The organism is Klebsiella sp. 64 (assembly GCF_018223915.1).
Lineage (GTDB): Bacteria > Pseudomonadota > Gammaproteobacteria > Enterobacterales > Enterobacteriaceae > Klebsiella > Klebsiella pneumoniae.
Window position 1 is genome coordinate 20,917 of record NZ_JAGRQZ010000051.1, and the last position, 25,189, is coordinate 46,105.

Consider the following 25,189-nt stretch of genomic DNA (forward strand, 5'->3'; position numbering starts at 1 on the left):
TTCTTTGAATCTGTTTTTGCAACTAATGTGCCAGATACAGACGAGGCGAGGGTTGGCGAGAAATTAAAACAAAAAGTGAGAAAGGACAAGCGTTAACGGAAAAGTGCTCAGAGAGCGGCGGCGCCATGACGTGGTTTTTATTGCACCATAATAATGCACAGCACCACGCTGGCGCCCCATCAGCGTTGTTCCAGCTCGTCCAGCTGCTGGTAAAGCGTGGCGATATCGTGGATGCGCGGACGACCGCTGTCGAGCGTTTCATGGAGAAAGGCATTGGCCAGCAGATTAATCAGGCTGTTGACCGAGGCATAGCTATCGTAGGCGGAGACGCTGTCCAGCGGCGCGCAGAGCTGCCAGCGGGAGAGCGGAAACAGGCTGTGGGCCTGCGGCTCGCACATTAACAGGACCGGCACCCCGTCGCGCTGCAGCTGCTGCAGCAGCGGGCGTACTATTCGCGGCCGGCGGCGAAACGCCATCATTACCACCAGATCATCGGCGGTCAGATCGACCAGCTCTTCGCTGAGACTCTGACCCGGCTGGGGCAGCACCAGCACCTGGCCGCGGGCCTGCAGCAGCTGCTGGCGCAGATGCAGCGCCGCCGGATAGGCGTTGCGCATGCCAATCACCACAATGCGGCGGGCGGCCACCATCGCCGTCAGCGCCTCAGCGAACTGGCGGGCGTCGAGGGCGTTGACCCACTGGGTGAGGTTTGCCATCTCCTGCTTATAATGGCGCGCCAGCAGCGTGTTACCCTGCACCGCGTCGCGCTGGTCGGTGAGCGGCATCCCGCTCTGACGCAGAGTGCGCAGTTCATCGCGCATATCCTTATATTTGTCGTAACCGAGGCGCTTAAACAGCCGGCTGACGGTGGCTTTCGACACGCCGCTCAGCTGCGCCAGCTCGGCGCTGTTGTAGCTTATCAGGTCGTCAAAGTGGTCAAAGATGAAATCCGCCACCCGCTGCTCCTGCGGCGACAGCGAGGCGTATTGCCCTTTCAGTCGTTCATCGAGTTGTTGCATAGCGCCCCTGTAACTTTCGTTTCATCATCCATTCCTCATCATACTGTATCTGCTATGCCTTACACATAGCGTGCCAGTGGGAAAATTCTGGTCATCGTTTTTATCAATGAAACAAAACGTTCAGAGATGGAACAGCTTTTGCAGTGTTCTGCGGGTGATTCGTTCAGAAAGGATAATTTATGCACAGTAGCAACGTTTCGACCCACGGCATGGCGGTGGCCCCCCACCACCTCGCCAGTCAGAGCGCGCTGGCGATCCTGCGCGAGGGCGGCAGCGCCATTGAAGCGATGGTGGCTGCCGCGGCGGCCATCGCCGTCGTCTATCCCCATATGAATGGCCTCGGCGGCGATGGCTTCTGGCTGATCGTGCCGCCTGAGGGAGACCCAATCGCCATTGACGCCAGCGGGGCCGCCGGATCGCTGGCGACCCTCGAGGCCTACGCCGGACAGCGGCATATTCCCCACCGGGGACCGCAGGCCGCGCTGACCGTCGCCGGCACCGTCAGCGGCTGGGACGAGGCGCTGCGTATTTCACGGGACTTAACCGGCCGCGCGCTGCCGGTGGCCCGCCTGCTGGCCGATGCGATCGGCTATGCCGAAGACGGCATTCCGGTCACTGCCTCGCAGGCCCACGCCACCGCCAGCAAACTGGAAGAGCTGCGCCATCAGCCGGGCTTCAGCGAAACCTGGCTGGTCGCGGGCGAGGCCCCGCGGCCCGGCAGCCGCTTCCGCCAGCCCGCCCTCGCCGGTACCCTGCGCATGCTGGCCAGCGACGGTCTCGACAGCTTTTATCGCGGGCCGCTGGCCGAGCGTCTGGCGCAGGGTATGGCCACGCTGGGGATGCCTGTCACCCTCGGCGACCTGCAGGCCCACCGCGCCAGGCGTCCGGGGCCGCTGACGCTCCAGCACCAGCAGGGAACGCTGTGGAATCTTGCCCCTCCCACGCAGGGACTGGTGTCGCTGGCGATCCTTGGCATCACCGACCGCCTGAACATGGCCGATGCCGACGACGCGCAAACGGTGCACCGTATCGTCGAAGCCACCAAGCGGGCGTTTGCCCTGCGCGATGCGCATATCACCGATCCGCGCCATCTGGATGTGGATGTACAGCAGTTGCTCACCCCGGAAGCCCTGCAGCCGCTGGCCGACAGCATCGACGACGCCAGCGCTTCCCCCTGGGGCGGCGGCAAAGGCCCGGGCGATACCGTCTGGATGGGCATCGTGGATAACAGCGGACTGGCAGTGTCGTTTATTCAGAGTATCTATCACGAGTTCGGCAGCGGCGTGGTACTCCCGGACACCGGGATCGTCTGGCAAAACCGCGGGGCGGCCTTCAGCCTCGATCCGCAGCATCTCCTGGCGCTGGCCCCTGGCAAACAGCCATTCCACACCCTCAACCCTGCCGCCGCCCGCCTGAACGATGGCCGGGTGATGGTCTATGGCTCGATGGGCGGCGACGGTCAGCCGCAAACGCAGGCGGCGCTGTTTACTCGCTATATCCTGCAGGGGGTGCCGTTGCAGGAGAGCATCTCCCGTCCGCGCTGGCTTCTGGGCCGCACCTGGGGCCAGTCCTCCGATTCACTGAAGCTGGAGGGACGCTTTGCCCCCGCCTGTATCGCGCGCCTGCGCGAGCTGGGGCACGACGTAGAAGTGCTGGCTGATTTCAGCGAAGCGATGGGCCACGCCGGCGCCATTGTACGCCATCCCAACGGCCTGCTTGAAGGGGCGACCGATCCACGCAGCAACGGCGCCGCCGCCGGATACTAAGGAGCAGACTATGACCACACAGCCAGACTGGAGCGAGTATCTGACGCAGATGACTCACCTGTTGGATATGGAGCTGGATGCGCCGCGCCGTGAGGAGCTGGAGCGCCAGTTTGCCCGCATCGCCGCCATGGCGCAGCCGCTGATGGACTATCCCCTCGGGCCGCGCGAGGAGATTGCGGGGGTGTATAAAGCATGACACTTCAACATTTCACCATCGCCGAGATCCAGCGTGCGCTGCACGAAGGCGAACTGAGCGCCCGGGAGATCGCCCGCCAGACGCTGGACGATATCGCCCGCGTGAATCCGCAGATCAACGCCTGGACCGAGGTCACCGCCCAGCGCATGCTGGCGGAGGCCGACAGCATCGACGCCCTGCGCCGGGAAAAGCGCCCCCTGCCGCCGCTGGCAGGCATTCCTTACGCGGTGAAAAATCTGTTTGATGTCGCCGGGCATACCACCCTCGCCGGCGCCGAACTGCTGAGCGATCGGCCGCCGGCAGCCAGCGACAGCTGGGCGGTGCGCCAGCTGCACAGCGCCGGCGCCCTGCTCAGCGGGATGCTCAATATGGACGCCTACGCCTACGGCTTTACCACCGAAAACAGCTACTATGGCGCGACGCGCAACCCGCACGATCTGTCGCGGATCGCCGGCGGTTCTTCCGGCGGTTCGGCCGCGGCGGTGGCGGCCGGGCTGGTTCATTTCAGCCTCGGCAGCGACACCAACGGCTCGATCCGTGTCCCCGCGTCGCTGTGCGGGATCTTTGGCCTGAAACCCACTTTCGGGCGCCTGTCGCGCTCTGGCAGCCATCCGTTTGTCGCCAGTCTGGATCATATTGGTCCTTTTGCCCGCCGGGTGGCCGACCTCGCCGCGGTGTATGACGCCCTGCAGGGGCGCGACCCGGCCGATGACTTTCAGGCTGATAAAGCCAGCGAGCGCACCGGCAATCTGCTGGAACGCGGACTGGAGGGGCTGCGCTGCGCGCGGCTGGGCGGCTATTTCACCACCTGGTGCGATGACGACGCCCGGGCGGCCGTGGATCGGGTCGCCCACGCGCTGGGCGCCGACAGCGAGCTGCAGTTCGCGGATGCCGCGCTGGCCCGCTCGGCGGCCTTTATCATCAGCGCCAGCGAAGGCGGCAATCAGTACCTGACGGATCTTCGCCACTCGCCCGAGCGCTTTGAACCTCACTCCCGCGAGCGGCTGCTGGCCGGCGCGATGATCCCCTCCGCGTGGTATCTGCAGGCTCAGCGTTTTCGCCGTCATGCCCGTCAGGCAATGAAATCCCTGTTCAGCCAGGCCGACGTGCTGATCGCCCCGGCCACCCCATGCAGCGCCACGCCAATAGGCGCGGAGGAGATGGTGATTAACGGCCAGCCGCTGCCGGTGCGCGCCAGCATGGGAATGCTGACGCAGCCGATCTCCTTCCTCGGGCTGCCGGTGGTGACCGTGCCCCTGCGTACCGCCAGCGGTAAGCCGATTGGCCTGCAGCTGATTGCCGCGCCGTTTAACGAACAAGCCTGTCTTCGCGCCGCGCGGGCGCTGGAAGCGATGGGCATTACCGATGCCCGAGTGGCGGAGAGTGCAGCATGATCAATCTGGATAATGTAGACCGCCCGGCGATCCTCGCCGAGGTGACGGCGGCGTTTTATCAGTATGAAGAGGCGCTGGTCAGCAATAACATCGAGGCGCTGGATGCGCTGTTCTGGCACGACCCGCGCACCGTACGGCTGGGAGCCGGCGAAAATCTGTATGGCATCGAGGCGATCCGCGCCTTTCGCGCCGCCCGCCCCGCCGCCGGTCTGGCCCGCGATCTGCGCCATACCACCATTACCACCTTTGGTGCGGATATGGCGGTGTGCAGCACCGAGTTCACCCGCGAGGGCAGCGCCCGCCTGGGCCGCCAGCAGCAGACCTGGGTACGCTTCCCCTACGGCTGGCGGATTGTCGCCGCCCAGGTCAGTCTGATGGACTGAGTGGCGTATACGGGAGCGGACCGGAGACTAAGGTATCCACCGGCCCGCTTCCGGTCCGGTAACACGCTATTTGGAGTCGAATATCATGGTGTTCATCAGAGCTGCGGAAGCAAAAGATATCCCCTCGCTGCAAACGCTATTTCTGCAGCTGGGCTATCAGACGGAGACGGCGATCTTAGCGCAACGCATCACTGCCCCGCAGAGCATGATGAGTGCGCTGGTGGCGGAAACAGAAAACGCCGTGTGTGGCGTAATCGTTATCAATTTTATTTTACCGGTACATGAGAACCGTTTATGGGCATTAATTTCCGCGCTGGTCATCGAGGAATCGTCACGTGGATCAGGGATAGGCCAGCAGCTTCTCCAGGCCGCAGAGCGCCTCGCCCGTGATAAACAATGCGCTCAGATCGAGCTTTCAAGTAGTGAAAAAAGAATCAGAGCGCATCAATTTTATGAAAATAACGGCTACAAGGAGGTTCGCAAACGCTTCGTTAAACATTTGTCTTAACCGCCTGCGCGCGAGGGCTTTCCCCGGATGACCGTAACTATATTTTGCCCAGCAGGATATTTAACATGCGGCGCAGGGGTTCCGCCGCCCCCCACAATAGCTGATCGCCAACCGTTAACACCGAGTAGACTGGGTCATTATTTAGCGATATTTTCTTGTAGCGGCCAATACCTACCTGCAGCGAACCACTAATAGCAGCCGGGGTCAATTTACTGACACTCTCTTGCTTATTATTGCGGACATAGTTTACCCACGGATGGGAATGGGTGACTAACTCAGCAAATTCTGCTTCGCTGACCTCACGTTTAAGTTTCAGCGTAATCGCCGCGCTGTGACAGCGGATCACCCCGACCCGAATGCATAAACCATTGACCGGGATGGTACCCGGCGCAAGGCCAAGAATTTTATTAGTTTCCGCCTCGCCCTTCCATTCTTCGCGGCTGTTTCCATCGCCCAGATCGCTGTCGATCCACGGAATGATGCTGCCCATGAGGGGGACGCCAAAATTCTCCACCGGCATGCCCGCGCTGTTAATCAACTCACTCACTTTATTTACCAATGGCAGCACGGAACCTGATGATGTCAGTTCATCAGCGGATAAATGCTGACTGATATAAGCGCTTTGCGCGATTAATTCCCGCACCTGTTTGGCGCCCGCCCCGGAGGCAGACTGATAGGTCATCACGCTCATCCATTCGATAAGATCCGCTTTTATCAGCCCGGCCAACCCCATCAGGCTCAGCGTAATGGAGCAGTTGCCGCCGACAAACAGTTTCACTCCCGCTTTCACTGCGCGATCGATATTATCGCGGTTGACCGGGTCGAGAATAATGCAGGCTTTTTCATCCATCCGCAGCGCCGAAGCGGCGTCAATCCAGTAACCTTGCCAGCCATGGTTAATTAACGCCGGATAGATGGCTTTGGTATAATCCCCGCCCTGACAGGTGATGATGATATCCATTTCGGCGAGGGCGCTAAGGGAATTCGCATCTTTCAGTTTGTCGCTTTTACCATTAATAACCGGGCCCACGCCGCCCGCACTGGAGGTGCTAAAAAAATGCGCTGAAATACCGTCAAAATCATTTTCTTCGATCATGCGTTGCAACAATACTGAGCCCACCATCCCTCGCCAACCAACAATACCCACCTGCTTCATTTATTTAACCTTTATAAGTTATGAGAATGTTAATTTGAGTGTCGCCATACCTTATATCGTATCCCCCAATAAAGGTCATTACCCAGCACATCGATTTTTATCATTATTAAAATGTTTCATCTGCCATCAGCGATATTTATCTCTTATTACGGTCAAGCAGATATAAGGCGGCGGCGACTGTCCAGTTTTCGGCATTCAAAGGTGAAACGGCGTAGCGAAACGGCAGCAGCTTCTTCTCTGGGTACCATGAAGAGTAACTTGCATTTTGATAGTGACTATGTCAATTTGCTGGCAAAAGCCACCTGCTACCTGGACCGCCCATGAAAAATGAACCGCTTTGCCGCGCTCCCTGCCCCATCGCCCGCAGCCTTGGCCGCATCGGCGACAGCTGGAGCATCATGATCCTGCGCGATGCCTTCGCGGGCTTTACCCGCTTTGACGAGTTCCAGAAAAGCAGCAACGTCGCGCCCAATATTCTGTCGCGCCGCCTGAAGGAACTGGTCGATGACGGACTGCTGGAGAAGGTGTGCTACAGCAGCACCCCGCCGCGCTACGAATACCACCTCACGCCGCGCGGCCGCGATTTCCGCATGGTGCTGCTGGCGCTGGCGGAATGGGGTAATCGCCACTTCGCCCCCGAAGGGCGTCAGATGCAGCTGGTGGAAATGGCAACCCAGCGCCACGTGGAGCCAGTCATGGTGGATAAAGCGACTGGGGAAGAGATTATCCCGGGTAAATACGCCATGGTGCCGGGCCCCGCCGCCTCGCCGCTGATGAAATATCGTCATGAATATCTGCTGCGCAAACGCGAAGGCGATAGCGGACAAAAATTCCAACCGAAACCTTACAGAGATGCCAGCAATGAATCCGGCCAGTAAGAAAAGCGTCCTCGTTCTGGCGGCCATCTGAATAACGCCAGGATTTTGTTCAGCGCAGCGCGGCAAACTTCGCCACGCGGGGATCTCACCGGATGCCGCGCTGGCGCTGCGGGAGGCGCGAACCCAGGCCTTTTCCGATGCGTTCTACCTCATCATGATGGGTTTTTTACTTGCCGCGCTGCTGGTTCCCTTGATGAAAAAGCCGCCGGCACACTGATACTACAGGAGAGTTAACTATGGGCGTTTCCGTTAAACGCATTGTCGTCACCGGGATGGGGATTGTCAGCCCGCTGGGCTGCGGCGTACAGCACGTCTGGCAGTCGCTGCTGGCAGGAAAGTCAGGGATCACCCGACTCAGCGAGCAGTTGGTCGCGGATATTCCCTCCAAAGTGGCCGGCCAGGTGCCGTCCATTGACAGCGATCCGCTGCACGGCTTCGACCCGCTGGCGACCATCCCGGCGAAAGAGCGCAAAAAGATGGATCGCTTTATTGAGTTTGCGCTGGTCGCCGCCCGCGAAGCGCTGGCCCAGGCCGGTTGGTCGCCAGCATCCGAGGCCGAACAGGAACGCACTGCCACAGTGATCGCCACCGGGATTGGCGGGTTCAGCGAGATCGCCAATGCGGTACATACCACCGATGAACGTGGGCCGCGTCGTCTCTCGCCGTTCACTATCCCCTCTTTTCTGGCCAACCTGGCCGCCGGGCATGTGTCTATCGCCCACGGCTTCCGGGGCCCCATCGGCGCGCCGGTCACCGCCTGCGCAGCGGGTGCCCAGGCCATCGGCGATGCAGCGCGGATGATCCGCAGCGGCGAGGCGGATATTGCCCTCTGCGGCGGCGCGGAAGCGGCAATTCATCGCGTTAGCCTGGCCGGGTTTGCCGCGGCAAGGGCGCTGTCCAGCGCCTACAGCGACCAGCCGGAAAGCGCTTCCCGCCCCTTTGACCGTGACCGCGATGGTTTTGTGATGGGAGAAGGCGCCGGGCTTATCGTGATCGAGTCGCTGGAGCACGCGCTGGCGCGCGGCGCCACGCCGCTGGCCGAGCTGGTCGGCTACGGCACCAGCGCAGATGCTTATCACCTGACCGCGGGCCCGGAAGACGGGAACGGCGCACGTCGGGCCATGGAGACCGCAATTCGCCAGGCCGGGGTGACCGTCGACGAGATTGACCATATCAATGCCCACGCCACCTCGACGCAGGTCGGTGATAAAGGTGAGCTGGCGGCGATTAAAACGCTGTTTGGCGCGCATCCGGTCGCCATTACCTCGACGAAATCCGCCACCGGCCATCTGTTAGGCGCGGCCGGCGGGATCGAGGCCATCTTCACCATTCAGGCCCTGCGTGACCAGGTGGTGCCGCCGACGCTGAACCTGCATCACCCCGATGAAGACGCGGCAGGCATGAACCTGGTGGCGCTGCAGGCCCGCCCGCAGAAGATGCGTTATGCGCTGTCGAACGGTTTTGGCTTTGGCGGCGTTAACGCCAGCCTGCTGCTGAAACGCTGGCAATAATCGTCAGCTCCCCTGCGGTACTGGCCGACGGGGGATTTCCACCGTTGCGGCTTTTGCCCTGCTGCTGGAGTAAATCAAGTACAGCGCGATACCCAGGGAGACAATGGCGCCGATTCGGCTCATCGAGAATGGAATCGACGCATTGTCCAGCCAGCCGAAGTTATCGATCAAGGTCAGTTTTGAGCGAAGAACGGACCACACTATCTAAAGAATGATATCGCCTATTATGTTGGGACCGCTCATGTTAAAAAAGGGATAGCTTTTCTTTTCATTGACGATAACGAAGGAATTTTCATGGTTGAGGTTGAGGAAATAAAAAAGAAATATCCCGGCGCAGATGCCTGGCAAATGGGTGACAGTCCGCAACTGGCTAACGAGCTGGCTGACCTGATCAAAAAAGGGATCAAAACGGCCTCTTGCGGATCTTTTGCCTCTTACCAGCAGGAAGAATCCGCCCCGAGAATCGGGAGTTATAACATTATTCTTGATGGTCAGAATGTTCCAGTTTGCGTGATCAGACTGATTTCGATGCAGCTGGTTCGTTTTTGTGATGTCACTGAAGCGTTCGCCCGCAAAGAAGGTGAAGGCGATTTAAGCCTTGAATACTGGAAGAAAGAGCATCAGAGATTTTTCAGCTCTGAAGGTCATTTTTCTGAAGATATGGAGTTGATCGCAGAAGAATTTGAAGTGGTTGAGGTGCTGTAAGGCAAGGTCAACGGGCTGACGTTTTATCACTAGCCACTCATAACACTGTTCGCTTCTGGCGCGGAGCGGACAAGCTGTCGAGCTAAAGGTCCGCATTGAGCAAGGTGCTGACGTGCCAGCTATAATTGGTAATAAAGTGAGAGTAGAACTATTCTTATTTGTTTAAAAAAACATTTTTACATCCAAGGGCAAAATATTTTTTATGCTATCTTACATGCTATCTCAATATGCCAGGCTACCTGTGCCTGAAGTTACTCTACGTTCATGGTTAAAACAATGGTTGTCAGAGCAGGAATCGAGGTGTACAGATAGAAGTTTCTCGGCGCGATTTCCCTGGAGAGAAACTGGATTATGTCAGGCATATTTTTTACAACGAAAACTCAAAATTGATGGAAAGCAATTTCTTACTGGCCCCCGTTATCAGGGCGGAAATATTAACAAACCTTTTATTGATATTGTAGGTATGGATTCTGACCTAAATCATACTGCATTAGAACTCATTAGTAAGGAATGGTCACAACTCAGAGCTCAGTATGTCCGCATTCTTGTACCCGGCCAGTCCTTCCTGCAGGGTATTCCGGACCAGTATATATATGCCGCGTCTTTTTCTGAACCCCCTGAATTCAATGATAAATCTCTTACTTTGCAAGTGGCGACATACGAAGATTTTGACTGGTGTTGTCAGGCCCTGGGTGATGCCTATAAGCATACATGGCAGACAGTTCGCGAACTGTCTGCAAGCAATTTGGTAGCAGTTGATGACGAAGAGTTGTGTGACCATATTTCAGAGAGAGAAGTATATATTATCTATGAAAACGATGTTCGCGCCGGGTTGCTAATATGCCAGAAAGGAAACATCGCTTTTCTGAGAGGATATCGTATTACTGACAAAGTAATACTTCCTGCTTTTCGTGGTCGATCATTGTCGGCCCGAGCGCAACGCCTGCTGTACCGATTATTAACTCATTCCGATTCGGAACTATCTTTGTATATGGGCACAATTATTCCGCAGAATATCCCCTCGATGAAAACTGCAGAAAGAGCGGGACGAACTTGCATCCTAAGTTATCAATTTCTACCCATCTGCAGAACCCACGACTAACAGCAATGCTAATTTATCTTCAGCCTACTTCCGCTTTTGGCACACAGGGGATGTCCAGGGCCCGGGAGTACTCCCCTGGACGCATTAATGGGCAGGATGTGATTGTTGCGCAGGCGATCATATGGCCTGAGGTACAGCAGAATCAGGCTTCGTAGCAATGAGTCGGCTCACAGCGTCCGGAATCCACCACCCGGTGCCGTAAATCACCGCAAGGTCTGTCATAAGGTAATTTCATCACACATCGCGACACCTTTTTTCTTCATGCAGGCCTTCTCTTTCACGGTTTGTCAGAACTGTGGACCGCAGTAATCTCCACTCCGTGCTTTAATCAATGAGAGTGTGTCGGGTGCAAATTAAACTACCTTTCTCAACAGCAAAGGCGGGATACCCCTGCCCTCGCAGGGTTTCTGCGTCTGGTAATATGCCCATGACAGTCTCAAAGACCGCTTTGAGGGTTTCCCGGTTTATGGCACATAATCGCGTGGCGTTGCCCCCAAAATGCAGCGAAAAGCAGCGGTAAAGGCCGCCGGGCATGAGAAACCAAGCTGGTAAGCGACCTGTTTGATTGGAATACCGTTCGCGAGAAGATCCAACGAAGCGCAAATTCTGGCTCTCTGCTTCCATGTTCTAAAACTAAAGCCTGTATCCTTCATAAACAATCGGGAAAAGGTCCGTTCCGACATGGCCGACATAAAAGCCAGCTCGCTCAGCGATGCTTCCCAGCGCTGATTGACCAGTAGCGATCTGGCCGCGCTGAATAATCGCTCATCATTCGGCATGGGAAGCGCCATCGTTAAAGGTGGAGCCTCGCTGAGAATTTCCAGAAGCAACAACGCTATCTTCCGTTGACTCGGTCTGGCGTAGTCCTCACTGAACAGCCCAGCGATAAGCTCTTTGACTAACGGCGTAGCCGTGATCACATGTACCTGCTGACTCTTCGTAAAGCTCGTACATTCTGCGATAAGGCTACTGCTGAAATAGATCGCCTTGAGATCGGTTTGTGAAAGCAGATGATAACTATGGATATGCAGAGGCGGTAGCCATAATGCCCGCTGAGGAGGGATCACCCAACGGTCGCTCTCTGTTTGCACCAGCATAACCCCTCTGGTGGCGAAGAGTAGCTGCCCCTCAACATGATGATGGGGAGGATCTGCCTCGCCGCGTTGATAGCTTATCGCAGTACTGGACCAGCCTGTGGCTTCATCATGTCTTGGCGCTTTATCTATACTACCTGGCATTTCAGATTTAGCCCCTGCCATTATCATATCGAAACTGGAACCACCCGGAGTAGAGCCTTAGGCAATGGGTGCGTGACTTATCATACTGATCATCAAAGATATTACAGGAGCTTAACCTCATGCGTGTACACTTTATCGTACATGAAAGTTTTGAAGCCCCGGGCGCATATGAAACCTGGGCAATAAACCAGGGTCATGATGTAACTTACTCACGCGTCTATGCAGGCGATCGGCTACCTGATGACGCCGTAGGCATCGATTTTCTTATCGTTATGGGCGGTCCGCAAGATCCGGACACCACGCTTGAAGCGTGCCCGCACTTTAATGCTAAAGCGGAACAGGCGCTGATTGCTTTCGCGGTTAAAACCGGTAAGGCGGTGATCGGTATCTGCCTGGGTTCACAGCTCATTGGTGAAGCGCTGGGCGCGCCGTTCTCTCATAGCCCGGAAAAAGAGATTGGTAAATTCCCGATCACATTGACCGAAGACGGCAGGAAGGATGAGATGTTCTCTCACTTTGGGAAAACACTTGAAGTGGGTCACTGGCATAACGATATGCCAGGTTTGACGCCAGAGGCTAAAATTATCGCTTACAGCGAAGGCTGTCCCCGGCAGATCGTTGCCTATTCAGACCGAGTCTTTGGTTTCCAGTGCCACATGGAGCTCACATTGGACGTTGTAGAACGGCTGATCGCTCATTCTGAGAAAGACCTGAGCCGTGCAGCAGAATATCGTTTCGTTGACACGCCTGAAGCGCTCCGGGCGCACGATTACAGTGAAATGAACCAAGTGCTTTTTGACTTTCTGCATAAGCTGGAAGCACGTTACAAAGCAGCGCAAACATAATGTTATGCTCGGTGAGCTTGCCATCGGTTTTGATTTTAATGTCCGCTCCTGGCACAGAGCGGACAAGCTATCTGAGTTGAAGGTCTGATATGAGCGATCAGCGGACGTTGGCTACACTGTTAAACGTCGCAGACTCAGCTTCTGACTGCCATTTTTTCGCGAGTTGGGCCTTCAAAGTAGATGCTCCTGATATGGCAATTACGGGGTTGAGTCAGCACAAAGCGAATTGTTTCCCAGACTGAACGCCCATTCATCAGACGTTCCCCCATTTTGGGCTGGCTATCGACAAACGCCTCTAACCCTGTCAGCTCGAAATCCGGGGGATACAACCCAGTCACACGTATATTTTCTTTAGACAACTGGTACGAAAGTTTAGTTGTAAACCCGCTAAGCCCGTGTTTACTGGCAAAAAAAGCGGGGTGCGCAATTGAATCTGTAAAATTAGGAATCCCACATGAAGATATAATTGAGACGATATCCGCACTTTCTGAACGTCTTAACCCGGGTAGCAATGCCTGAGTCAGCAGAATAGAACCTGTCAGGCCTGAACTGATAGTATTTATGATTTCTGTGTCTGATTGATCGTCTAACGTTCCTGAAAGCCACTGAGCAGCATTGAGGATTAAAATGTCTATGGGCTTGTCTAAAGTTAACAACTGTGAAGAAAACTGAGAAAGGGATTCAGGTAGGGTTAAATCACAGAGATGCCCTTTCGCCATTCCGCCTTCAGCCGTAATGATACTGCAAGTTTTTTGAATGTCATCAGCGCGCCTCGCGCAAAAATCCACCTCGACGCCTTCTCGCGCTAACCATACGCTCAGCGCCTGACCAAATCCCGTGCCACCACCGGTAATTACAGCTCTTTTACCTCTCAGCATCTTCATCCATCCTTTATTAATGAATAGGGGGGGATGTAGATATATATGAGGAAGCAGATTGACATCTTTCAGTTAGTGCCATTTTTTGACGATAGGGATAAGTTGTACTGCTACATTTCCATCGCGCTCCTGTGGGCATGCAACATCCGCTCCTGGCACTAGTCTGCCGTAAAGGGCAGCTTTAAGGGAGGAGCGGACGAGCTAACGCAGGTGAAGATCCGCTGTGAGCGAAAAGCGGATTTTTGTCGTTCTGTCATCAAAACTGGCGACTTATATTAGGATATCGCAATACCCCTCGCCCTCAGGCTACGTCTGCTTGAATTGATTGCCTCAAGAAGGCGGAGGCGGCTTTCCGCTGATTGCCGCTACGCACAGCAGGCGTACCGGTCATTTATGTCAGCGTCGGATTCCGCAAGGGGTATCCAGAGGTCAGCAAAAACAACACTATCTTCGCTTCGATTAAGGAGAATGGAGTTTTTATGGCTGATAACGAGAGCACGGCTATTCATCCTGATGTTGCTCCAGCAGAAAATGAAGTCGTCATCGTCAAACGCAGAGTCGGAGCTTTCTCGTTTACTGAACTTGAGATGATCCTTCGTGCTCAAGGCATCGAAAACCTGATTCTTACGGGTGTAACTACCAGTCGTGTGGTGCTTTCCACAGTCGGACAAGCTTTTGATCTGGATTACCACCTTATCGTTGTGAATGATTATTGCGCAGATCCAGATCCTGACACCAATATGTTTTTACTTAAAAAAGTTCTACCTCAACATGCTTTTGTTACCAGTTCCTCTGAAATATCAAAACCTGGGCATAAAACTATGAATTTCTGACGTCAAAAAACGGGAGGATATAACCGGGGATCCCCAGTCATCTGAACGTCCGCTCCTGGTGGCGATAGTCAGCATCATGTCTGGCCCAGGAGAAATCTCCAGAAGCGTCAGTGCGAGAAGGAAAGTCATAAACGTTTCGATGGAAGGCATCCTGGTAGAGTCCGAAAACATATTTCCGCTACGTTACCTCCGTTCGATGCGGGCAAGAAGCGGACGTTGTACTTCAATCATCATCGATTTGAATGACAGCAAGGTAACGGCTAATCCAGGTGACGTAAATGTGTCGCGATCCCCCAGCTTAGAACGGTACAGCTTCCATTAATCAGCTCGAAAACGGCGTAACTCGCATTGGGTTGTGCATAGCGGTGAAAATCATCCACAGATCCACTTTTTAATGTCGCAAGCACGCCCTGAATGACCTGCCCGTGAGACACAATACATATTGTTCGATGATGATGTTTTTTTTCCAGACTGGATAAAAAATGTATCATTCGCTGCGAAGCATCTGAGAGAGACTCACCCCCTGGCGGACAATACTCTGCATCCAGGGTGATTAATGCTTCTGCGGCGTCCGGATTATTTTGCAGCAGCGCTACGGTTGTCATGCCTTCAAACTGACCAAAAGCCTGTTCTTTCAGAGCCGGTTCAGCTATCAGTGAACAATAAAAACGCTCAGCCAGGCGCTGTCCCATTTGCCAGGCCCGGCCAAGTGGAGACGCGTAAACACATTCTACCCGGTAATCACTCTCTGCAAACGCTGCCAATAAAGCTGATGTTTGACGCTCCCCACGAAGCGTCAATGCGCTATCACTGTGTCCCTGAATAATATTTTTTACATTCCATTCGGTTTCCGCGTGTCGAACCAGTATCACTTGCATCATTGCAGGGTCACATAAGCCGTTATTTGAAATGTTATCATCTAAAAACCCTCCTTTGATATGCAGGCAAGTTCTCAGCTCTCGACGAAAAACAGGAACAAGTGTAGCTGATAATGGTTATGTTCAGCTTCAGAAGTGACGTAGTTATCGACGTTAACGTCTGCTCTGGCACAGAGCGAACGCTTCCCCTTGTCGACGCGAAAAGCAACTCTGCCCATGCCTCTATCTCAGTAATACCTGTATCAGTTGAACGAGGATATACACTCCCGCTACCACCTGTATGATCCGAAACCCCCATCTCAGATAGCGCCATTGATGGCGTTCGCTGGCATCAGCGGCTTCAATCGCGGGATCATAACGTTTTCTTTTCCTGGTTCTAAATGTATCGAATCCCCACAGGACGAGAAGAAAGATGATGATTATTTTTTCAACGATAAGATGGTTCACAAAGAGAGACTCCGGTCTTCTCACGGTTACAGGCAGAATAGATAAACCGCCTGGATGTAGCCACCACTAAATGTAGGGGTACCTGAATACGAAGCCAGGCCTTCCCGGATTATCTGTCTTATGACCGCGTAAACGCATAGCAACGCCATAAAAGCGACATTCATTTCCGACACATGCTGCCGGAGTCCCCTTCTCCGACGCATCAGGCTGGGTGATAAAACGACGGCGGCTGCCCGGTCACGCGGCGGAACATGGTGGCGAAAGAGGACGCATTGTCGTATCCAAGGGATAATGCCACTTCGTTCACCGGTTTGCCTGCTATCAACCATGCCAGGGCGCTCACCACGCAGGCTCGCTGTCGCCAGGCGGAAAATGACAGGCCCAGCTGCTTCAGGAAATGGCGGCGAAAGGTACTAGGACTCATAAACAGCGCCCTGGCCCAGCGCGCCGCAGGATCATGGATAGAGGGGTTAAGCAAAAAAGCCTGACAAAGCGCCAGCAGCGCCGGATGCTGCGGCAACGGAATGTCAAATTCGCGGACCGGCATGGCGGCCAGTTCCAGCAACATCAACTGTATCAGCGTGCGATCGCGTGGGCTGTCGTACAACGGTGGTAAATCCACAGCCTCAAGCAGTAGCTGGCGCAACAGCGGCGAGACGCTGATCACTTCGCAACGACGGTGTTTAATGAAAGCGGCCACACAATCTGGCTCAATATACAAGCTACGCGTGGTCACCCCTGCAAATCTGACGGCATGCACGGTTTCAGGGGGGATCCAGACAGCGTGTTGCGGAGGAACCACCCATTCTCCGTCCTGCGTAGTGACATACATCAGTCCGGTCGCGCCATACAGTAGCTGTGCGCGACGATGCTGGTGCGGGGGCAGGATAAATCCCTGCGCATAGTCATTACCTAACGCCACCACATCACGATCGAGTCGATCGACCTCGTCAATTTTTACGTTGCGCACACCTGCCTCCCTCTGACCGATTTACAAAGGTAATTGAGCGCTACGCAAATGGGAAGCAGTACGCGACCGGTATAAGCTGCTCGCTCATTTTCAGGTCGGGGATACTCTCTTGAATGAGATCGTTATTATTGCGCTGGCAGGCTTTACTACCGGCATTACCACGGTGCTGTTCGGCTTCGGCGGCGGCTTTGTGGTGGTGCCCTTTGTCTATCAACTGATGCTCCGGCAGCCGGCGATCGCGGGCAACGCCATGCATGTCGCGGTGGCTACCTCAACGGCGGTGATGATATTTAACGCCGGCTGGGTCAGCTATCGAAACTGGCGGGCGGGCAGGCTTGCCGCGCAGACGCTGTTTCCGTTGTTATGGTTTATTGCCATTGGGGCGGTGGTGGGCTCCTGTCTGGCGGGGATATTGAGCGAGAATATTGTTCGCGCGCTGTTTATTCTCTATATGCTGGCAACCATCAGCGATTGTTTGTTGCGCAAGGGTTTTTTCACGGGCAGCGCTCGGCGTCGCCTGTCCCTGCCAGTGGTCACCGGCGGCGGTGTGATTATCGGTACGATCGCCGCATTGCTGGGCGTGGGCGGCAGCGTCATGACGGTGCCCCTGCTACGGCGACACGGGTATGCAATGCAGGAGTGCGTCAGCGCATCCAACCCGCTTTCTTTGCCCGTGGCGCTATGCGGGGCTGTGACCTATGCCGTTATTGGCTGGCACAGCATTCCGCTGAGCGGATTTCTGGGGTTTATCAGCCTGAAAATTTTAGGCCTGCTCGTCCTGACCGGCTGGGCCGGGATAGTGTTTAGCCGCCGGGCAATCCCTGCGGTACCTGATGTATGGTATGCGCGCATCTATGTGCTGCTGCTGTGCCTGGTACTCCTCGCCATGCTTATTCAATAATCAAATTACATTCTGGTGAACCGGTGTAACAGACGCGGCCGGGCGGAGCCCTCTCCCTGGAGAGAGGGCCAGGTTCAGGGGCAACAAGCTACCCGCGATACGGATGGGTTTCGCGCCAGTGGTCGGCAATCTGCTGCCGGGTGCAGACCCACACCTTGTCGTGCTGCTGGATATAGTCAAGGAAACGCTGCAGCGCGCGGAAACGGCCCGGACGCCCAAGCAGCCGGCAGTGCATTCCCACGGACATCATCTTCGGCGCGGTTTCACCCTCGGCATACAGCACGTCAAAGCTGTCTTTCAGATAGGTATAAAACTGCTCCGCGGTGTTGAATCCCTGGGCGGTAGCGAAGCGCATGTCGTTGGCGTCGAGGGTATAAGGCACGATCAGGTGCGGCCGCTGGCTGCCGTCGCTGCAGGCCACTTCGCTCCAGAAAGGTAAATCATCGCCGTAATAATCGCTGTCGTAGTCAAAGCCGCCGTGCTCCACCACCAGCTGGCGGGTGTTAGGGCTGTCGCGGCCGGTATACCAGCCGGTGGGCGGTTTGCCGAACAGGTCGGTCAGTACCTGCACCGCTTTTTGCAGATGCGCGCGCTCCTCGGCGATATCCATGTGCTGATAGTGGATCCAGCGCCAGCCGTGGCTGACCACATCGTAATCCGCAGCCTTGATCGCCGCCACAATCTCCGGATGCCGCGCCAGCGCCATCGCCACGCCGAAGACCGTCAACGGCAGCCCGCGCTGGCTGAACTCGCGATGGATGCGCCAGAACCCTGCCCGGCTGCCGTACTCATAGAGTGAATCCATCGACATATGGCGCGCCGGGTAGCTGGCGGCGCCGATAATATCGGACAGGAACTGTTCCGAACCCGCATCGCCATGCAGGACGTGATTCTCCGCGCCTTCCTCATAGTTGAGGACAAACTGCACCGCGATCCGCGCCCCACCCGGCCAGCGCGCGTGCGGCGGCTCCCCTGCGTAACCTCGCAGATCGCGAGGATAGTGTTCCTGGTTCTCTCCCATCTCCTGCCCCTTTTAAAATGGATTTAACGACTGAAACTGTCCGCTTAACGCTTTTTTCTCCGGGAACGCTAAGTCCCCATGCTTGCTGGTCGCCAGGCCCAGCGCGACCAGCGACTCCACCATCTTCACCGCCGCGCTGACGCCATCGATCACCGGCACCCGCAGCTCGCGGGTCAGCTCCTGCGCCAGGGTCGCCATCCCGCCGCAGCCAAGAACAATCGCCCCGCTACCATCCTCTTTCAGCGCGCGAATGCAGCGCTCACGCACTTTCTCCTGCGCCAGGCCACTGCCGTCTTCCAACGCCAGCACCGGCAAGTCAATGGCGTGCAGCGCCGCGCAGTGTTGATGAAATCCGTACTGGTGCAGCAAATGACGGGCGATGATCAGCGTGCGCGGCAGCGTGGTCACAATAGAGAAACGGGTGGCGACCATCGTCGCCATATGCATTGCCGCCTCCGCGATACCGATCACCGGCCCCTGGGCCAGCTCCCGCGCCGCCAGCAGCCCCGGGTCGCCGAAGCAGGCGATCACATGCCCATCCACTCCCTGCTCGCGTCCGGCCCTGATCTGCTCCAGCACGCCGACCGCCGCGATGGCTTCGTCAAAGTGGCCCTCAATTGACGGCACCCCGGCGCGGGGACAGACCGCAAGGATCTCGGTGCCCGGCGCAGCGACCGCACGCGCAGCGGCGCCTATCGTTTCAGTCATCGCCAGGCTGGTGTTGGGGTTAATCACTTGTATACGAACGGAAGACATCACGACTCCTTGTGGCCGGCGAACAGCCGGGAAAAATCGGGCAGGCTGACGCCATCGCGCTCGAAGCACAGGCTGGCGACAATATGATCAAAATGGTGCATCAGCGCCTCGCTGAGCGGCTGCAGGGCTTTATCCCGCAGCAAACCGACCAGCTGCTGGTGATCGTCGCAACGGCAGCCCTGTCGCCAGGGGGCGCCCCAGGCGGCAATCACTAAAGAGGAGCGCTGGCTGAGGCGGGTCACCATCTCGGTGAGCACCGGGTTGCCGGAGATAGCCTGCAGCTGAATATGAAAGTCAGCGGAGTGGCGGATCGCCGCCGGGCCGTCGTGCGCCGCATGGGCCTGCTGTTCACGCTGAATAATGTTCTCCAGCGCCGCCAGATGCGGCGGCTGACAGCGCGCGATCACATCGGGGAGATTGGCGACCTCGAGCAGCGCCCGGGTGCGAAAGATCGCCTGGGACTCTTCCACGCTCGGGCTGGTGACGTGTGCACCACGTTTGGGCGTCAACGTGACCAGTTGCACAGCGGCGAGTCGTTGCAGCACCTTTCTGATGCCGGTGCGGCTCACGGCGAACACCTCCGCTAGCGCCTCTTCCGGCAGTTTGCTGCCCGGCGGCAGCTGATGTTCGACGATAGCCGTCATCAGCGCCTGGTAAATGCTTTCGTCCTTGTCCTGCAGCGCTGGCGCGGCCTGGAGACGATGTTCATTATTCATTAACCCACTCCGGTTTCACTTATCGATAGCAGATCGTATACATAAAATTTAATTTTTGTATACAAGATTCATCATTCTGGCCTGGATCCTGCAATAGCCTCAGCAATCCATATCAAAGGGTTTTCATTCAGAGGAGCAGGTTTCATGCCACATTCATCCCACACGCAGCAGACGAAGACTCACAAGGCGGCCGCCGGCTACAGTCCGCGGCTATGTAATGACGATCTGGCGCCGACCCGCGACCAGAACTGGAGCTGGTACAATATCTTTTCATTCTGGATGTCGGACGTGCACAGCATGGGCGGCTACGTAGTGGCGGCGAGCTTCTTTACGCTTGGGCTGGCCAGCTGGCAGGTTCTGCTCTGCCTGCTGGTGGGCATCTGTATTGTCCAGCTGTGCGCCAACCTGGTGGCGAAGCCGAGCCAGATGGCCGGGGTGCCTTACGCGGTGATTTGTCGTCAGGCGTTTGGCGTTTTCGGCGCCAATATCCCGGCGGTGATCCGCGGGCTGATCGCCTTTGCCTGGTACGGCATTCAGACCTATCTGGCGGCGAATGCCCTGATGCTGGTCCTGCTCAAGTTCTGGCCCTCCCTTGCCTCGCTGACCAGCAGCAGCTTTCTCGGGCTGTCGCCCCTCGGCTGGCTGTGCTTCGCCACTATGTGGCTGCTGCAGGCGATGGTGTTCTGGCATGGCATGAACGCCATCAAACGCTTTATCGATATCGCCGGTCCGGCGGTTTATGTGGTGATGCTGGCGCTGGCCGGCTGGATTGTATACAAGACCGGTCTGGATGGGATCTCCTTTACCCTCGCCAGCAAATCCCTGAGCGCCGGCGAGCAGACCTGGCAGATGATCACCGCCACGGCGCTGGTGGTCTCCTACTTCTCCGGGCCGCTGCTTAACTTCGGTGACTTTTCCCGCTACGGCAAAAGCATGGGCGAGATCCGCCGCGGTAACCGCTGGGGTCTGCCGTTTAACTTTCTGCTGTTCTCGGTGGTGACCGTGGTGATTGTCTCCGGCACCCAGTCGCTGTTCGGCAAAATGATCACTGACCCGATCGAAACCGTCAGCCGCGTGGGTAACGATCTGGCGGTGGCCATCGGCCTGCTGACCATGATTACCGCCACCATCGGCATTAATATCGTGGCTAACTTCGTCTCGCCGGCCTTCGATTTTTCCAACTGCGCCCCGCAGAAAATCAGCTTCCGTACCGGCGGGATGATTGCCGCGGTGGGCTCGATACTCCTGACGCCGTGGAATCTGTTTAACTCGCCGGAGCTGATCCACTATACCCTCGACGTACTGGGCGCCTTTATTGGCCCGCTGTTTGGCATCCTGATCGCCGACTTCTACCTGATCAAACGCGGCCGGGTGTCAGTGGACGATCTGTTTGACGATACGCCGCAGGGTAAATATTGGTACCGCAACGGCTTTAACCCGAAAGCGATTGCCGCCCTGCTGCCGTCGGTGGGCCTGGGGCTGATTATCAGCTTTATTCCGGCCCTGCATGAAGTGGCGAACTTCAGCTGGTTTATCGGCGTCTTCCTCGGCGCCACCACCTACCGCTGGCTGGCTCGCGACGAGCGCGAAGTGCAGGCGAAAGCTGCCTTCCGCTCCGGCGCGGTGGCGCAAAAAGAGTAACCTTCCCCTTCTGCCGCGGCGTCTGGCCGCGGCAGGCTGCAAACTGGCACCAATCTTGCTGTTTATCACTATTCCCAGAGCGTTAAGAGAAGGCAGGTTCGATGATGGATTACCAGACCGCGGTGCGCGGTGCATTTTTTGATATCGCCGGCGTGGCGGAGACCCCGGATGAGGTGGCCGCCCAGGCTCGCTATCTCGATGATGGCCTGTTGTTTCTGCAGGAGGGGAAAATTATCGCCCTGCTGCCATGGCTGGAGGGTGAAGCCTTTCTGCATCCGCTGAAGGGCTATGTCGACCTGCGGGGCAAGCTGCTGTTGCCGGGTTTTGTCGATACCCACATTCACTATCCGCAGACCGAGATGATCGGCGCCTTTGGCGAACAGCTGCTGGAGTGGCTCACCACCTACACCTTCCCGGTGGAGAGCCAGTTTGCCGATGCGGAGTATGCCCAGGAGATAGCGCAGTTTTTTGTAAATCAGCTGATAAGCCATGGCACCACCACCGCGCTGGTGTTTTGTACCCTGCATCCGGCATCGGTGGAGGCGTTATTCAGCGAAGCGCTGCGCCTCAATATGCGCCTGATCGCCGGGAAAGTGATGATGGATCGCCATGTGCCCGACTACCTGTGCGAAACCGCCGGGGAGAGCTACGAGCAGACCCGGGCGTTGATCCGCCGCTGGCATCAGCGCGGCAGGCTGGGCTATGCCATCACCCCGCGCTTTGCCCCCACCTCGACCCCGGGGTTGCTGGAGGCGGTGCAGCGCCTGCGGGCCGAGTTTCCCGACACCTGGCTGCAGACGCATCTCAGTGAAAACCGGGAGGAGATCGCCTGGGTTAAACAGCTGTGGCCTGAGCATGCGCGCTATCTGGATGTCTATCATCACTATCAGCTCACTGGCGAACGCAGCGTCTTCGCTCACGGGATCCATCTCGATGATGCCGAGTGGCAGTGCCTGCATGACACCGGGTCCGCAGTCGCCTTCTGCCCGACGTCGAATCTGTTTCTCGGCAGCGGGCTGTTCCGCCTGCCCACCTGCTGGCAGCACCAGGTGCGGATGGGCATCGGCAGCGACGTCGGAGCCGGGACCACCTTCAGCATGCTGCGGACGCTGGGCGAGGCCTACAAGGTAGGACAACTGCAGAGCTATCGCCTGCGCGCCAGCGAGGCCTTCTATCACGCCACCCTTGGCGGGGCGCGCGCCCTGCGGCTGGAGGAGAAAATTGGCAATTTCCAGCCGGGCAAAGAGGCGGATTTTGTGGTGATTGACCCGGCGGTCACCCCGCTGCAGCGCTTGCGCATAGGCCGCTGCCATGACATTTATGAGCAGCTGTTCGTGCTGATGACCCTGGGTGATGAACGCAATATCAGCGAGACGTGGGTGAACGGCGAGCGGGTGTGGTGTCAGGACTGACCCCTCAGCCAGTCCCACTTCCTGAAAAGAACGAGAAAACGCACCATACCTTGTTTGCCACCTTAACGCAGGCTAACCCACTACAGGCGGGGGCTTATTCAGGCGGCGCCATCTCTACTGCGCCGTCGCTCAGAGCTGTCAAAAGGCATGCGCGTCACCCGATTACGCCCGTCATTTTTTGCCGCATACAGCGCTTTATCGACGCGGGAAAACAGTTGATCAACCGTTTCGCCGTCATGATGTTCAGCCACGCCGATGCTGACGGTCACCGACAGCGTCTGGTATTCGCTAACCGCCTGGCGGATCCCCTCCGCCAGTATCAGCGCGCGGCCGATCGGCGAATGGGGCAAAAAAAGCAGAAACTCTTCTCCACCCCAGCGATAAATTTTATCTTCGCGGTCGACCGACGTTTCCAGAATACGAGAGAGCACCAGCAGGACCTCATCGCCTTTTTGATGGCCGTGAATATCATTAATGCTCTTGAAATGATCGATATCGATTAACAGCAGACAATAACCCCGGGGGATAAAAGTTGGCGCCTCAACCAGACGGTGAAACTCCCGGCGATTAAGCAAGCCGGTTAACGGATCGTGGGCGGCGGAAAATTCCAGCTCTTTTTTCAGATGCACTTCTTCGGTGATATCGTGAATGATGCATAGCATCAGTCGAATATTATACAGCACCACCGGCCCGGCATAAGTTTGGACATGGCGTAGCGAGCCGTCAGCCAGAATATGCGTAAAATTAAGCGGTTTATGGCCGCCAGGCAGACTGGCAATATTATTCATAATGGGGATAACGTCCCGGCCCAGGGTATTTATTTGCCAGGTATGTTTGGTGCGCATTTCCTCATCGGAATAATGATAAAAACGTAGCGCGGCAATATTGGCATCGACAATCCGGCCATCTTTATGAGGGTCGATCAACAGCATCGGCGCGGTATTGGTCATAAAAAAGCGAGCGAAAAAGCCATTGTTACGCCGCTGGTAGCGGCGGGAGCCGGTATGAATCGACTGATTTTGCGCCAGCAGCTTCACGGCTTCAAACAGCAGCAAGCAACCACAGTCTTCGGTATCAATCAGGGTGGTTTTGCAATACACCGACTGCAACCCATTGGCGGTGGGTAACGTCCAGACTTCGAATATCTCGCTCATGGTGTCGAGATAGCGAAGGTAGTGCTGCAGTTGCGTTTCCGGACAGGTGGAATAAATACCGTTACGCATCTCATTGAGCGACATCTCGCCGCTCAATGTCCGGGAAGCCTGATTGGCATAGACCACCCTTTCGTTAAAAGGATGAACTACCCATATCGGGGTGCTTAAGACCTCAAAAACAGCCAGCTCTTTTAATAACATACAGGCCCCAAAACGACCCACTGCCGGCGCGGAACGGCACTTAACGCTGTGCAGCCCCAACGCTGGTTTAAAGTGAAAGCAAAATAGACACCGAGAAACCGCAATTACGCGCGAGCGCGCCAAGTATAGTCGGTTATGCGCCCAGTAAAGCCCTCTGAGGGTGACTTTGCGCGCAGTTTAACCAACAGAAGCGATGCTGCCTTTAATAATAATTTTATTTCAACAGCATAGCAGCAATGCCAGAACGGGTAGTCGCTTTTGATCACAGAGTGTGCATCGCCAACAGGGGTTACCCGGCAGGCGCAGCGGCATAGGCCAGGGCGGGCAGAGAGTCGCTTTTCTGCCCAGGCTAACCGTGATAGTTTCTATCATTACGCTCATTCATAGCGACAATTACCTTGAAAAAAATCGCCACTAAAATCACCCTTGCCGACATTGCGCGTGAAGCGCGCGTCGGCGTAGCCACCGTCGATCGGGTGCTCAATAAGCGCGCGGCGGTGAAAGAGTCCACGGCGCGGCGCGTGCTGGAGGCCGCCCGCCGGCTGGGTTTTACCCTCGAGCATCCCCCACTATCGCCTGGCTGCCGGCAAAGCGCCTGTCACGATCAGAATGGGCTTTATCCTGCTGCAGGAGAGCCACTCCTTCTACCTGCCGTTGGCCCGGGCGCTGGCGCGCGAGGC

The 25,189-nt window shown here is 56.5% G+C and carries 25 protein-coding genes and 6 pseudogenes; 17 read left to right on the top strand and 14 right to left on the bottom strand.

Annotated features, from left to right (window positions below):
• Nucleotides 1-179: 179 nt before the first annotated feature.
• A complete protein-coding gene (gene hpxU, locus KHQ23_RS25530) occupies nucleotides 180-1,019 on the bottom strand; it encodes a MurR/RpiR family transcriptional regulator HpxU (protein WP_004176115.1) in 840 nt (279 codons plus the stop codon).
• A 179-nt stretch (nucleotides 1,020-1,198) separates the two neighbouring features.
• Here hpxU and hpxW point away from each other — a divergent pair, with 179 nt between their 5' ends.
• From hpxW to KHQ23_RS25555, 5 genes are all read left to right on the top strand, one after another.
• A complete protein-coding gene (hpxW, locus tag KHQ23_RS25535; protein ID WP_032434561.1) occupies nucleotides 1,199-2,785 on the top strand; it encodes an oxamate amidohydrolase in 1,587 nt (528 codons plus the stop codon).
• Between the two features lie 10 nt (nucleotides 2,786-2,795).
• Nucleotides 2,796-2,981: an oxalurate catabolism protein HpxX gene (hpxX, locus tag KHQ23_RS25540; protein ID WP_004179955.1), complete on the top strand. Its 186-nt coding sequence runs from the start codon at nucleotides 2,796-2,798 to the stop codon at nucleotides 2,979-2,981.
• Nucleotides 2,978-4,375 carry an AtzE family amidohydrolase gene (locus KHQ23_RS25545; RefSeq protein WP_032434563.1) on the top strand — a complete coding sequence of 466 codons (1,398 nt, stop codon included), beginning with the start codon at nucleotides 2,978-2,980 and terminating at the stop codon, nucleotides 4,373-4,375. Before hpxX ends, KHQ23_RS25545 begins: the two co-directional genes overlap by 4 nt.
• Complete coding sequence (hpxZ, locus tag KHQ23_RS25550) at nucleotides 4,372-4,758, top strand: oxalurate catabolism protein HpxZ (protein WP_002905421.1); 387 nt, start codon at nucleotides 4,372-4,374, stop codon at nucleotides 4,756-4,758. The genes KHQ23_RS25545 and hpxZ overlap by 4 nt, the downstream gene beginning before the upstream one ends.
• An 85-nt stretch (nucleotides 4,759-4,843) precedes the next feature.
• Complete coding sequence (locus tag KHQ23_RS25555; RefSeq protein ID WP_004176111.1) at nucleotides 4,844-5,266, top strand: GNAT family N-acetyltransferase; 423 nt, start codon at nucleotides 4,844-4,846, stop codon at nucleotides 5,264-5,266.
• Between the two features lie 37 nt (nucleotides 5,267-5,303).
• On the opposite strand, the gene asd is transcribed toward KHQ23_RS25555, so the two are convergent.
• Nucleotides 5,304-6,422 (bottom strand): aspartate-semialdehyde dehydrogenase, encoded by a 1,119-nt coding sequence (gene asd, locus KHQ23_RS25560; RefSeq protein WP_032434565.1) that lies wholly within the window; start codon nucleotides 6,420-6,422, stop codon nucleotides 5,304-5,306.
• Between the two features lie 201 nt (nucleotides 6,423-6,623).
• On the opposite strand from asd, the gene KHQ23_RS25565 reads away from it, so the two are divergent.
• The 4 genes and pseudogenes from KHQ23_RS25565 to fabF all read left to right on the top strand — a co-directional run bounded on the left by KHQ23_RS25565 (nucleotide 6,624) and on the right by fabF (nucleotide 8,811).
• Nucleotides 6,624-6,746 (top strand): hypothetical protein, encoded by a 123-nt coding sequence (locus KHQ23_RS25565; protein WP_032434567.1) that lies wholly within the window; start codon nucleotides 6,624-6,626, stop codon nucleotides 6,744-6,746.
• Entirely contained in the window at nucleotides 6,743-7,300 is a 558-nt protein-coding gene (locus tag KHQ23_RS25570) for a helix-turn-helix domain-containing protein (protein ID WP_032434570.1), read from the top strand. Before KHQ23_RS25565 ends, KHQ23_RS25570 begins: the two co-directional genes overlap by 4 nt.
• 41 nt (nucleotides 7,301-7,341) lie before the next feature.
• Nucleotides 7,342-7,517, top strand: a pseudogene (locus KHQ23_RS25575) (EmrB/QacA family drug resistance transporter); the annotation flags it as partial.
• 19 nt (nucleotides 7,518-7,536) lie between these two features.
• Nucleotides 7,537-8,811: a beta-ketoacyl-ACP synthase II gene (gene fabF / locus KHQ23_RS25580; protein ID WP_032434571.1), complete on the top strand. Its 1,275-nt coding sequence runs from the start codon at nucleotides 7,537-7,539 to the stop codon at nucleotides 8,809-8,811.
• Nucleotides 8,812-8,814: 3 nt separating this feature from the next.
• Here fabF and KHQ23_RS26435 read toward each other — a convergent pair.
• Nucleotides 8,815-8,982, bottom strand: a pseudogene (locus KHQ23_RS26435) (EamA-like transporter family protein); the annotation flags it as partial.
• A gap of 177 nt (nucleotides 8,983-9,159) precedes the next feature.
• Between KHQ23_RS26435 and KHQ23_RS25585 the strand changes: the two are divergent.
• Both KHQ23_RS25585 and KHQ23_RS25590 read left to right on the top strand, forming a co-directional pair.
• Nucleotides 9,160-9,516 carry an ASCH domain-containing protein gene (locus KHQ23_RS25585; protein WP_072143287.1) on the top strand — a complete coding sequence of 119 codons (357 nt, stop codon included), beginning with the start codon at nucleotides 9,160-9,162 and terminating at the stop codon, nucleotides 9,514-9,516.
• Nucleotides 9,517-9,718: 202 nt separating this feature from the next.
• On the top strand, nucleotides 9,719-10,618 hold the full coding sequence (locus KHQ23_RS25590) for a hypothetical protein (RefSeq protein ID WP_072001618.1): 900 nt from the start codon (nucleotides 9,719-9,721) through the stop codon (nucleotides 10,616-10,618).
• A gap of 464 nt (nucleotides 10,619-11,082) precedes the next feature.
• Here the strand turns inward: KHQ23_RS25590 and KHQ23_RS25595 are convergent, their stop codons facing one another.
• Nucleotides 11,083-11,856 (bottom strand): helix-turn-helix domain-containing protein, encoded by a 774-nt coding sequence (locus KHQ23_RS25595; protein ID WP_032435292.1) that lies wholly within the window; start codon nucleotides 11,854-11,856, stop codon nucleotides 11,083-11,085.
• A 119-nt stretch (nucleotides 11,857-11,975) separates the two neighbouring features.
• Here KHQ23_RS25595 and KHQ23_RS25600 point away from each other — a divergent pair, with 119 nt between their 5' ends.
• Nucleotides 11,976-12,701: a type 1 glutamine amidotransferase gene (locus KHQ23_RS25600; RefSeq protein ID WP_032434575.1), complete on the top strand. Its 726-nt coding sequence runs from the start codon at nucleotides 11,976-11,978 to the stop codon at nucleotides 12,699-12,701.
• Nucleotides 12,702-12,835: 134 nt separating this feature from the next.
• On the opposite strand, the gene KHQ23_RS25605 is transcribed toward KHQ23_RS25600, so the two are convergent.
• Nucleotides 12,836-13,585 (bottom strand): SDR family oxidoreductase, encoded by a 750-nt coding sequence (locus KHQ23_RS25605; protein ID WP_306299044.1) that lies wholly within the window; start codon nucleotides 13,583-13,585, stop codon nucleotides 12,836-12,838.
• A gap of 319 nt (nucleotides 13,586-13,904) precedes the next feature.
• On the opposite strand from KHQ23_RS25605, the pseudogene KHQ23_RS25610 reads away from it, so the two are divergent.
• Nucleotides 13,905-14,412, top strand: a pseudogene (locus KHQ23_RS25610) (isochorismatase family cysteine hydrolase).
• 45 nt (nucleotides 14,413-14,457) lie between these two features.
• On the opposite strand, the pseudogene KHQ23_RS26440 reads toward KHQ23_RS25610, so the two are convergent.
• From KHQ23_RS26440 to KHQ23_RS25630, 5 genes and pseudogenes are all read right to left on the bottom strand, one after another.
• Nucleotides 14,458-14,562, bottom strand: a pseudogene (locus tag KHQ23_RS26440) (LysE family translocator); the annotation flags it as partial.
• 110 nt (nucleotides 14,563-14,672) lie between these two features.
• On the bottom strand, nucleotides 14,673-15,293 hold the full coding sequence (locus KHQ23_RS25615) for a histidine phosphatase family protein (RefSeq protein ID WP_211776854.1): 621 nt from the start codon (nucleotides 15,291-15,293) through the stop codon (nucleotides 14,673-14,675).
• A 71-nt stretch (nucleotides 15,294-15,364) separates the two neighbouring features.
• Nucleotides 15,365-15,508: a hypothetical protein gene (locus KHQ23_RS25620; RefSeq protein ID WP_004184140.1), complete on the bottom strand. Its 144-nt coding sequence runs from the start codon at nucleotides 15,506-15,508 to the stop codon at nucleotides 15,365-15,367.
• 4 nt (nucleotides 15,509-15,512) lie between these two features.
• Complete coding sequence (locus KHQ23_RS25625) at nucleotides 15,513-15,737, bottom strand: hypothetical protein (protein WP_023287665.1); 225 nt, start codon at nucleotides 15,735-15,737, stop codon at nucleotides 15,513-15,515.
• Between the two features lie 202 nt (nucleotides 15,738-15,939).
• Entirely contained in the window at nucleotides 15,940-16,707 is a 768-nt protein-coding gene (locus KHQ23_RS25630; RefSeq protein WP_004176100.1) for a helix-turn-helix domain-containing protein, read from the bottom strand.
• 109 nt (nucleotides 16,708-16,816) lie between these two features.
• Between KHQ23_RS25630 and KHQ23_RS25635 the strand changes: the two genes are divergently transcribed.
• On the top strand, nucleotides 16,817-17,608 hold the full coding sequence (locus tag KHQ23_RS25635; RefSeq protein WP_004184144.1) for a sulfite exporter TauE/SafE family protein: 792 nt from the start codon (nucleotides 16,817-16,819) through the stop codon (nucleotides 17,606-17,608).
• 88 nt (nucleotides 17,609-17,696) lie between these two features.
• Here KHQ23_RS25635 and puuE read toward each other — a convergent pair whose 3' ends face one another.
• The 3 genes and pseudogenes from puuE to KHQ23_RS25650 form a co-directional block, all read right to left on the bottom strand.
• The gene (gene puuE / locus KHQ23_RS25640; protein ID WP_004176098.1) at nucleotides 17,697-18,629 is read right to left on the bottom strand and encodes an allantoinase PuuE; all 933 of its coding nucleotides are present in this window, start codon (nucleotides 18,627-18,629) and stop codon (nucleotides 17,697-17,699) included.
• Nucleotides 18,514-19,385 (bottom strand): annotated as a pseudogene (gene hpxA / locus KHQ23_RS25645) (allantoin racemase). The gene puuE and the pseudogene hpxA overlap by 116 nt, the downstream one beginning before the upstream one ends.
• The gene (locus KHQ23_RS25650; RefSeq protein ID WP_004179987.1) at nucleotides 19,385-20,101 is read right to left on the bottom strand and encodes a GntR family transcriptional regulator; all 717 of its coding nucleotides are present in this window, start codon (nucleotides 20,099-20,101) and stop codon (nucleotides 19,385-19,387) included. The pseudogene hpxA and the gene KHQ23_RS25650 overlap by 1 nt, the downstream one beginning before the upstream one ends.
• A 144-nt stretch (nucleotides 20,102-20,245) precedes the next feature.
• Between KHQ23_RS25650 and KHQ23_RS25655 the strand changes: the two genes are divergently transcribed.
• Both KHQ23_RS25655 and guaD read left to right on the top strand, forming a co-directional pair.
• The gene (locus KHQ23_RS25655; protein ID WP_004176095.1) at nucleotides 20,246-21,742 is read left to right on the top strand and encodes an NCS1 family nucleobase:cation symporter-1; all 1,497 of its coding nucleotides are present in this window, start codon (nucleotides 20,246-20,248) and stop codon (nucleotides 21,740-21,742) included.
• 101 nt (nucleotides 21,743-21,843) lie between these two features.
• Nucleotides 21,844-23,154: a guanine deaminase gene (gene guaD / locus KHQ23_RS25660; protein WP_073553754.1), complete on the top strand. Its 1,311-nt coding sequence runs from the start codon at nucleotides 21,844-21,846 to the stop codon at nucleotides 23,152-23,154.
• 98 nt (nucleotides 23,155-23,252) lie between these two features.
• Here guaD and KHQ23_RS25665 read toward each other — a convergent pair whose 3' ends face one another.
• Nucleotides 23,253-24,509: a sensor domain-containing diguanylate cyclase gene (locus KHQ23_RS25665; protein ID WP_021314003.1), complete on the bottom strand. Its 1,257-nt coding sequence runs from the start codon at nucleotides 24,507-24,509 to the stop codon at nucleotides 23,253-23,255.
• Between the two features lie 398 nt (nucleotides 24,510-24,907).
• Between KHQ23_RS25665 and KHQ23_RS25670 the strand changes: the two are divergent.
• A pseudogene (locus KHQ23_RS25670) lies at nucleotides 24,908-25,189 on the top strand (LacI family DNA-binding transcriptional regulator); the annotation flags it as partial.

What these genes read in the sequence shown, in the direction of transcription:
- hpxU (WP_004176115.1), bottom strand. Translation starts at nt 1,019, where the DNA reads ATGCAACAACTCGATGAACGACTGAAAGGGCAATACGCCTCGCTGTCG.
- KHQ23_RS25590 (WP_072001618.1), top strand. Translation starts at nt 9,719, where the DNA reads ATGCTATCTTACATGCTATCTCAATATGCCAGGCTACCTGTGCCTGAA.
- hpxX (WP_004179955.1), top strand. Translation starts at nt 2,796, where the DNA reads ATGACCACACAGCCAGACTGGAGCGAGTATCTGACGCAGATGACTCAC.
- KHQ23_RS25585 (WP_072143287.1), top strand. Translation starts at nt 9,160, where the DNA reads ATGGGTGACAGTCCGCAACTGGCTAACGAGCTGGCTGACCTGATCAAA.
- hpxZ (WP_002905421.1), top strand. Translation starts at nt 4,372, where the DNA reads ATGATCAATCTGGATAATGTAGACCGCCCGGCGATCCTCGCCGAGGTG.
- KHQ23_RS25545 (WP_032434563.1), top strand. Translation starts at nt 2,978, where the DNA reads ATGACACTTCAACATTTCACCATCGCCGAGATCCAGCGTGCGCTGCAC.
- asd (WP_032434565.1), bottom strand. Translation starts at nt 6,422, where the DNA reads ATGAAGCAGGTGGGTATTGTTGGTTGGCGAGGGATGGTGGGCTCAGTA.
- KHQ23_RS25595 (WP_032435292.1), bottom strand. Translation starts at nt 11,856, where the DNA reads ATGCCAGGTAGTATAGATAAAGCGCCAAGACATGATGAAGCCACAGGC.
- KHQ23_RS25605 (WP_306299044.1), bottom strand. Translation starts at nt 13,585, where the DNA reads ATGAAGATGCTGAGAGGTAAAAGAGCTGTAATTACCGGTGGTGGCACG.
- KHQ23_RS25620 (WP_004184140.1), bottom strand. Translation starts at nt 15,508, where the DNA reads ATGGGCAGAGTTGCTTTTCGCGTCGACAAGGGGAAGCGTTCGCTCTGT.
- KHQ23_RS25570 (WP_032434570.1), top strand. Translation starts at nt 6,743, where the DNA reads ATGAAAAATGAACCGCTTTGCCGCGCTCCCTGCCCCATCGCCCGCAGC.
- KHQ23_RS25615 (WP_211776854.1), bottom strand. Translation starts at nt 15,293, where the DNA reads ATGATGCAAGTGATACTGGTTCGACACGCGGAAACCGAATGGAATGTA.
- KHQ23_RS25600 (WP_032434575.1), top strand. Translation starts at nt 11,976, where the DNA reads ATGCGTGTACACTTTATCGTACATGAAAGTTTTGAAGCCCCGGGCGCA.
- KHQ23_RS25650 (WP_004179987.1), bottom strand. Translation starts at nt 20,101, where the DNA reads ATGAATAATGAACATCGTCTCCAGGCCGCGCCAGCGCTGCAGGACAAG.
- KHQ23_RS25665 (WP_021314003.1), bottom strand. Translation starts at nt 24,509, where the DNA reads ATGTTATTAAAAGAGCTGGCTGTTTTTGAGGTCTTAAGCACCCCGATA.
- puuE (WP_004176098.1), bottom strand. Translation starts at nt 18,629, where the DNA reads ATGGGAGAGAACCAGGAACACTATCCTCGCGATCTGCGAGGTTACGCA.
- guaD (WP_073553754.1), top strand. Translation starts at nt 21,844, where the DNA reads ATGATGGATTACCAGACCGCGGTGCGCGGTGCATTTTTTGATATCGCC.
- hpxW (WP_032434561.1), top strand. Translation starts at nt 1,199, where the DNA reads ATGCACAGTAGCAACGTTTCGACCCACGGCATGGCGGTGGCCCCCCAC.
- fabF (WP_032434571.1), top strand. Translation starts at nt 7,537, where the DNA reads ATGGGCGTTTCCGTTAAACGCATTGTCGTCACCGGGATGGGGATTGTC.
- KHQ23_RS25655 (WP_004176095.1), top strand. Translation starts at nt 20,246, where the DNA reads ATGCCACATTCATCCCACACGCAGCAGACGAAGACTCACAAGGCGGCC.
- KHQ23_RS25555 (WP_004176111.1), top strand. Translation starts at nt 4,844, where the DNA reads ATGGTGTTCATCAGAGCTGCGGAAGCAAAAGATATCCCCTCGCTGCAA.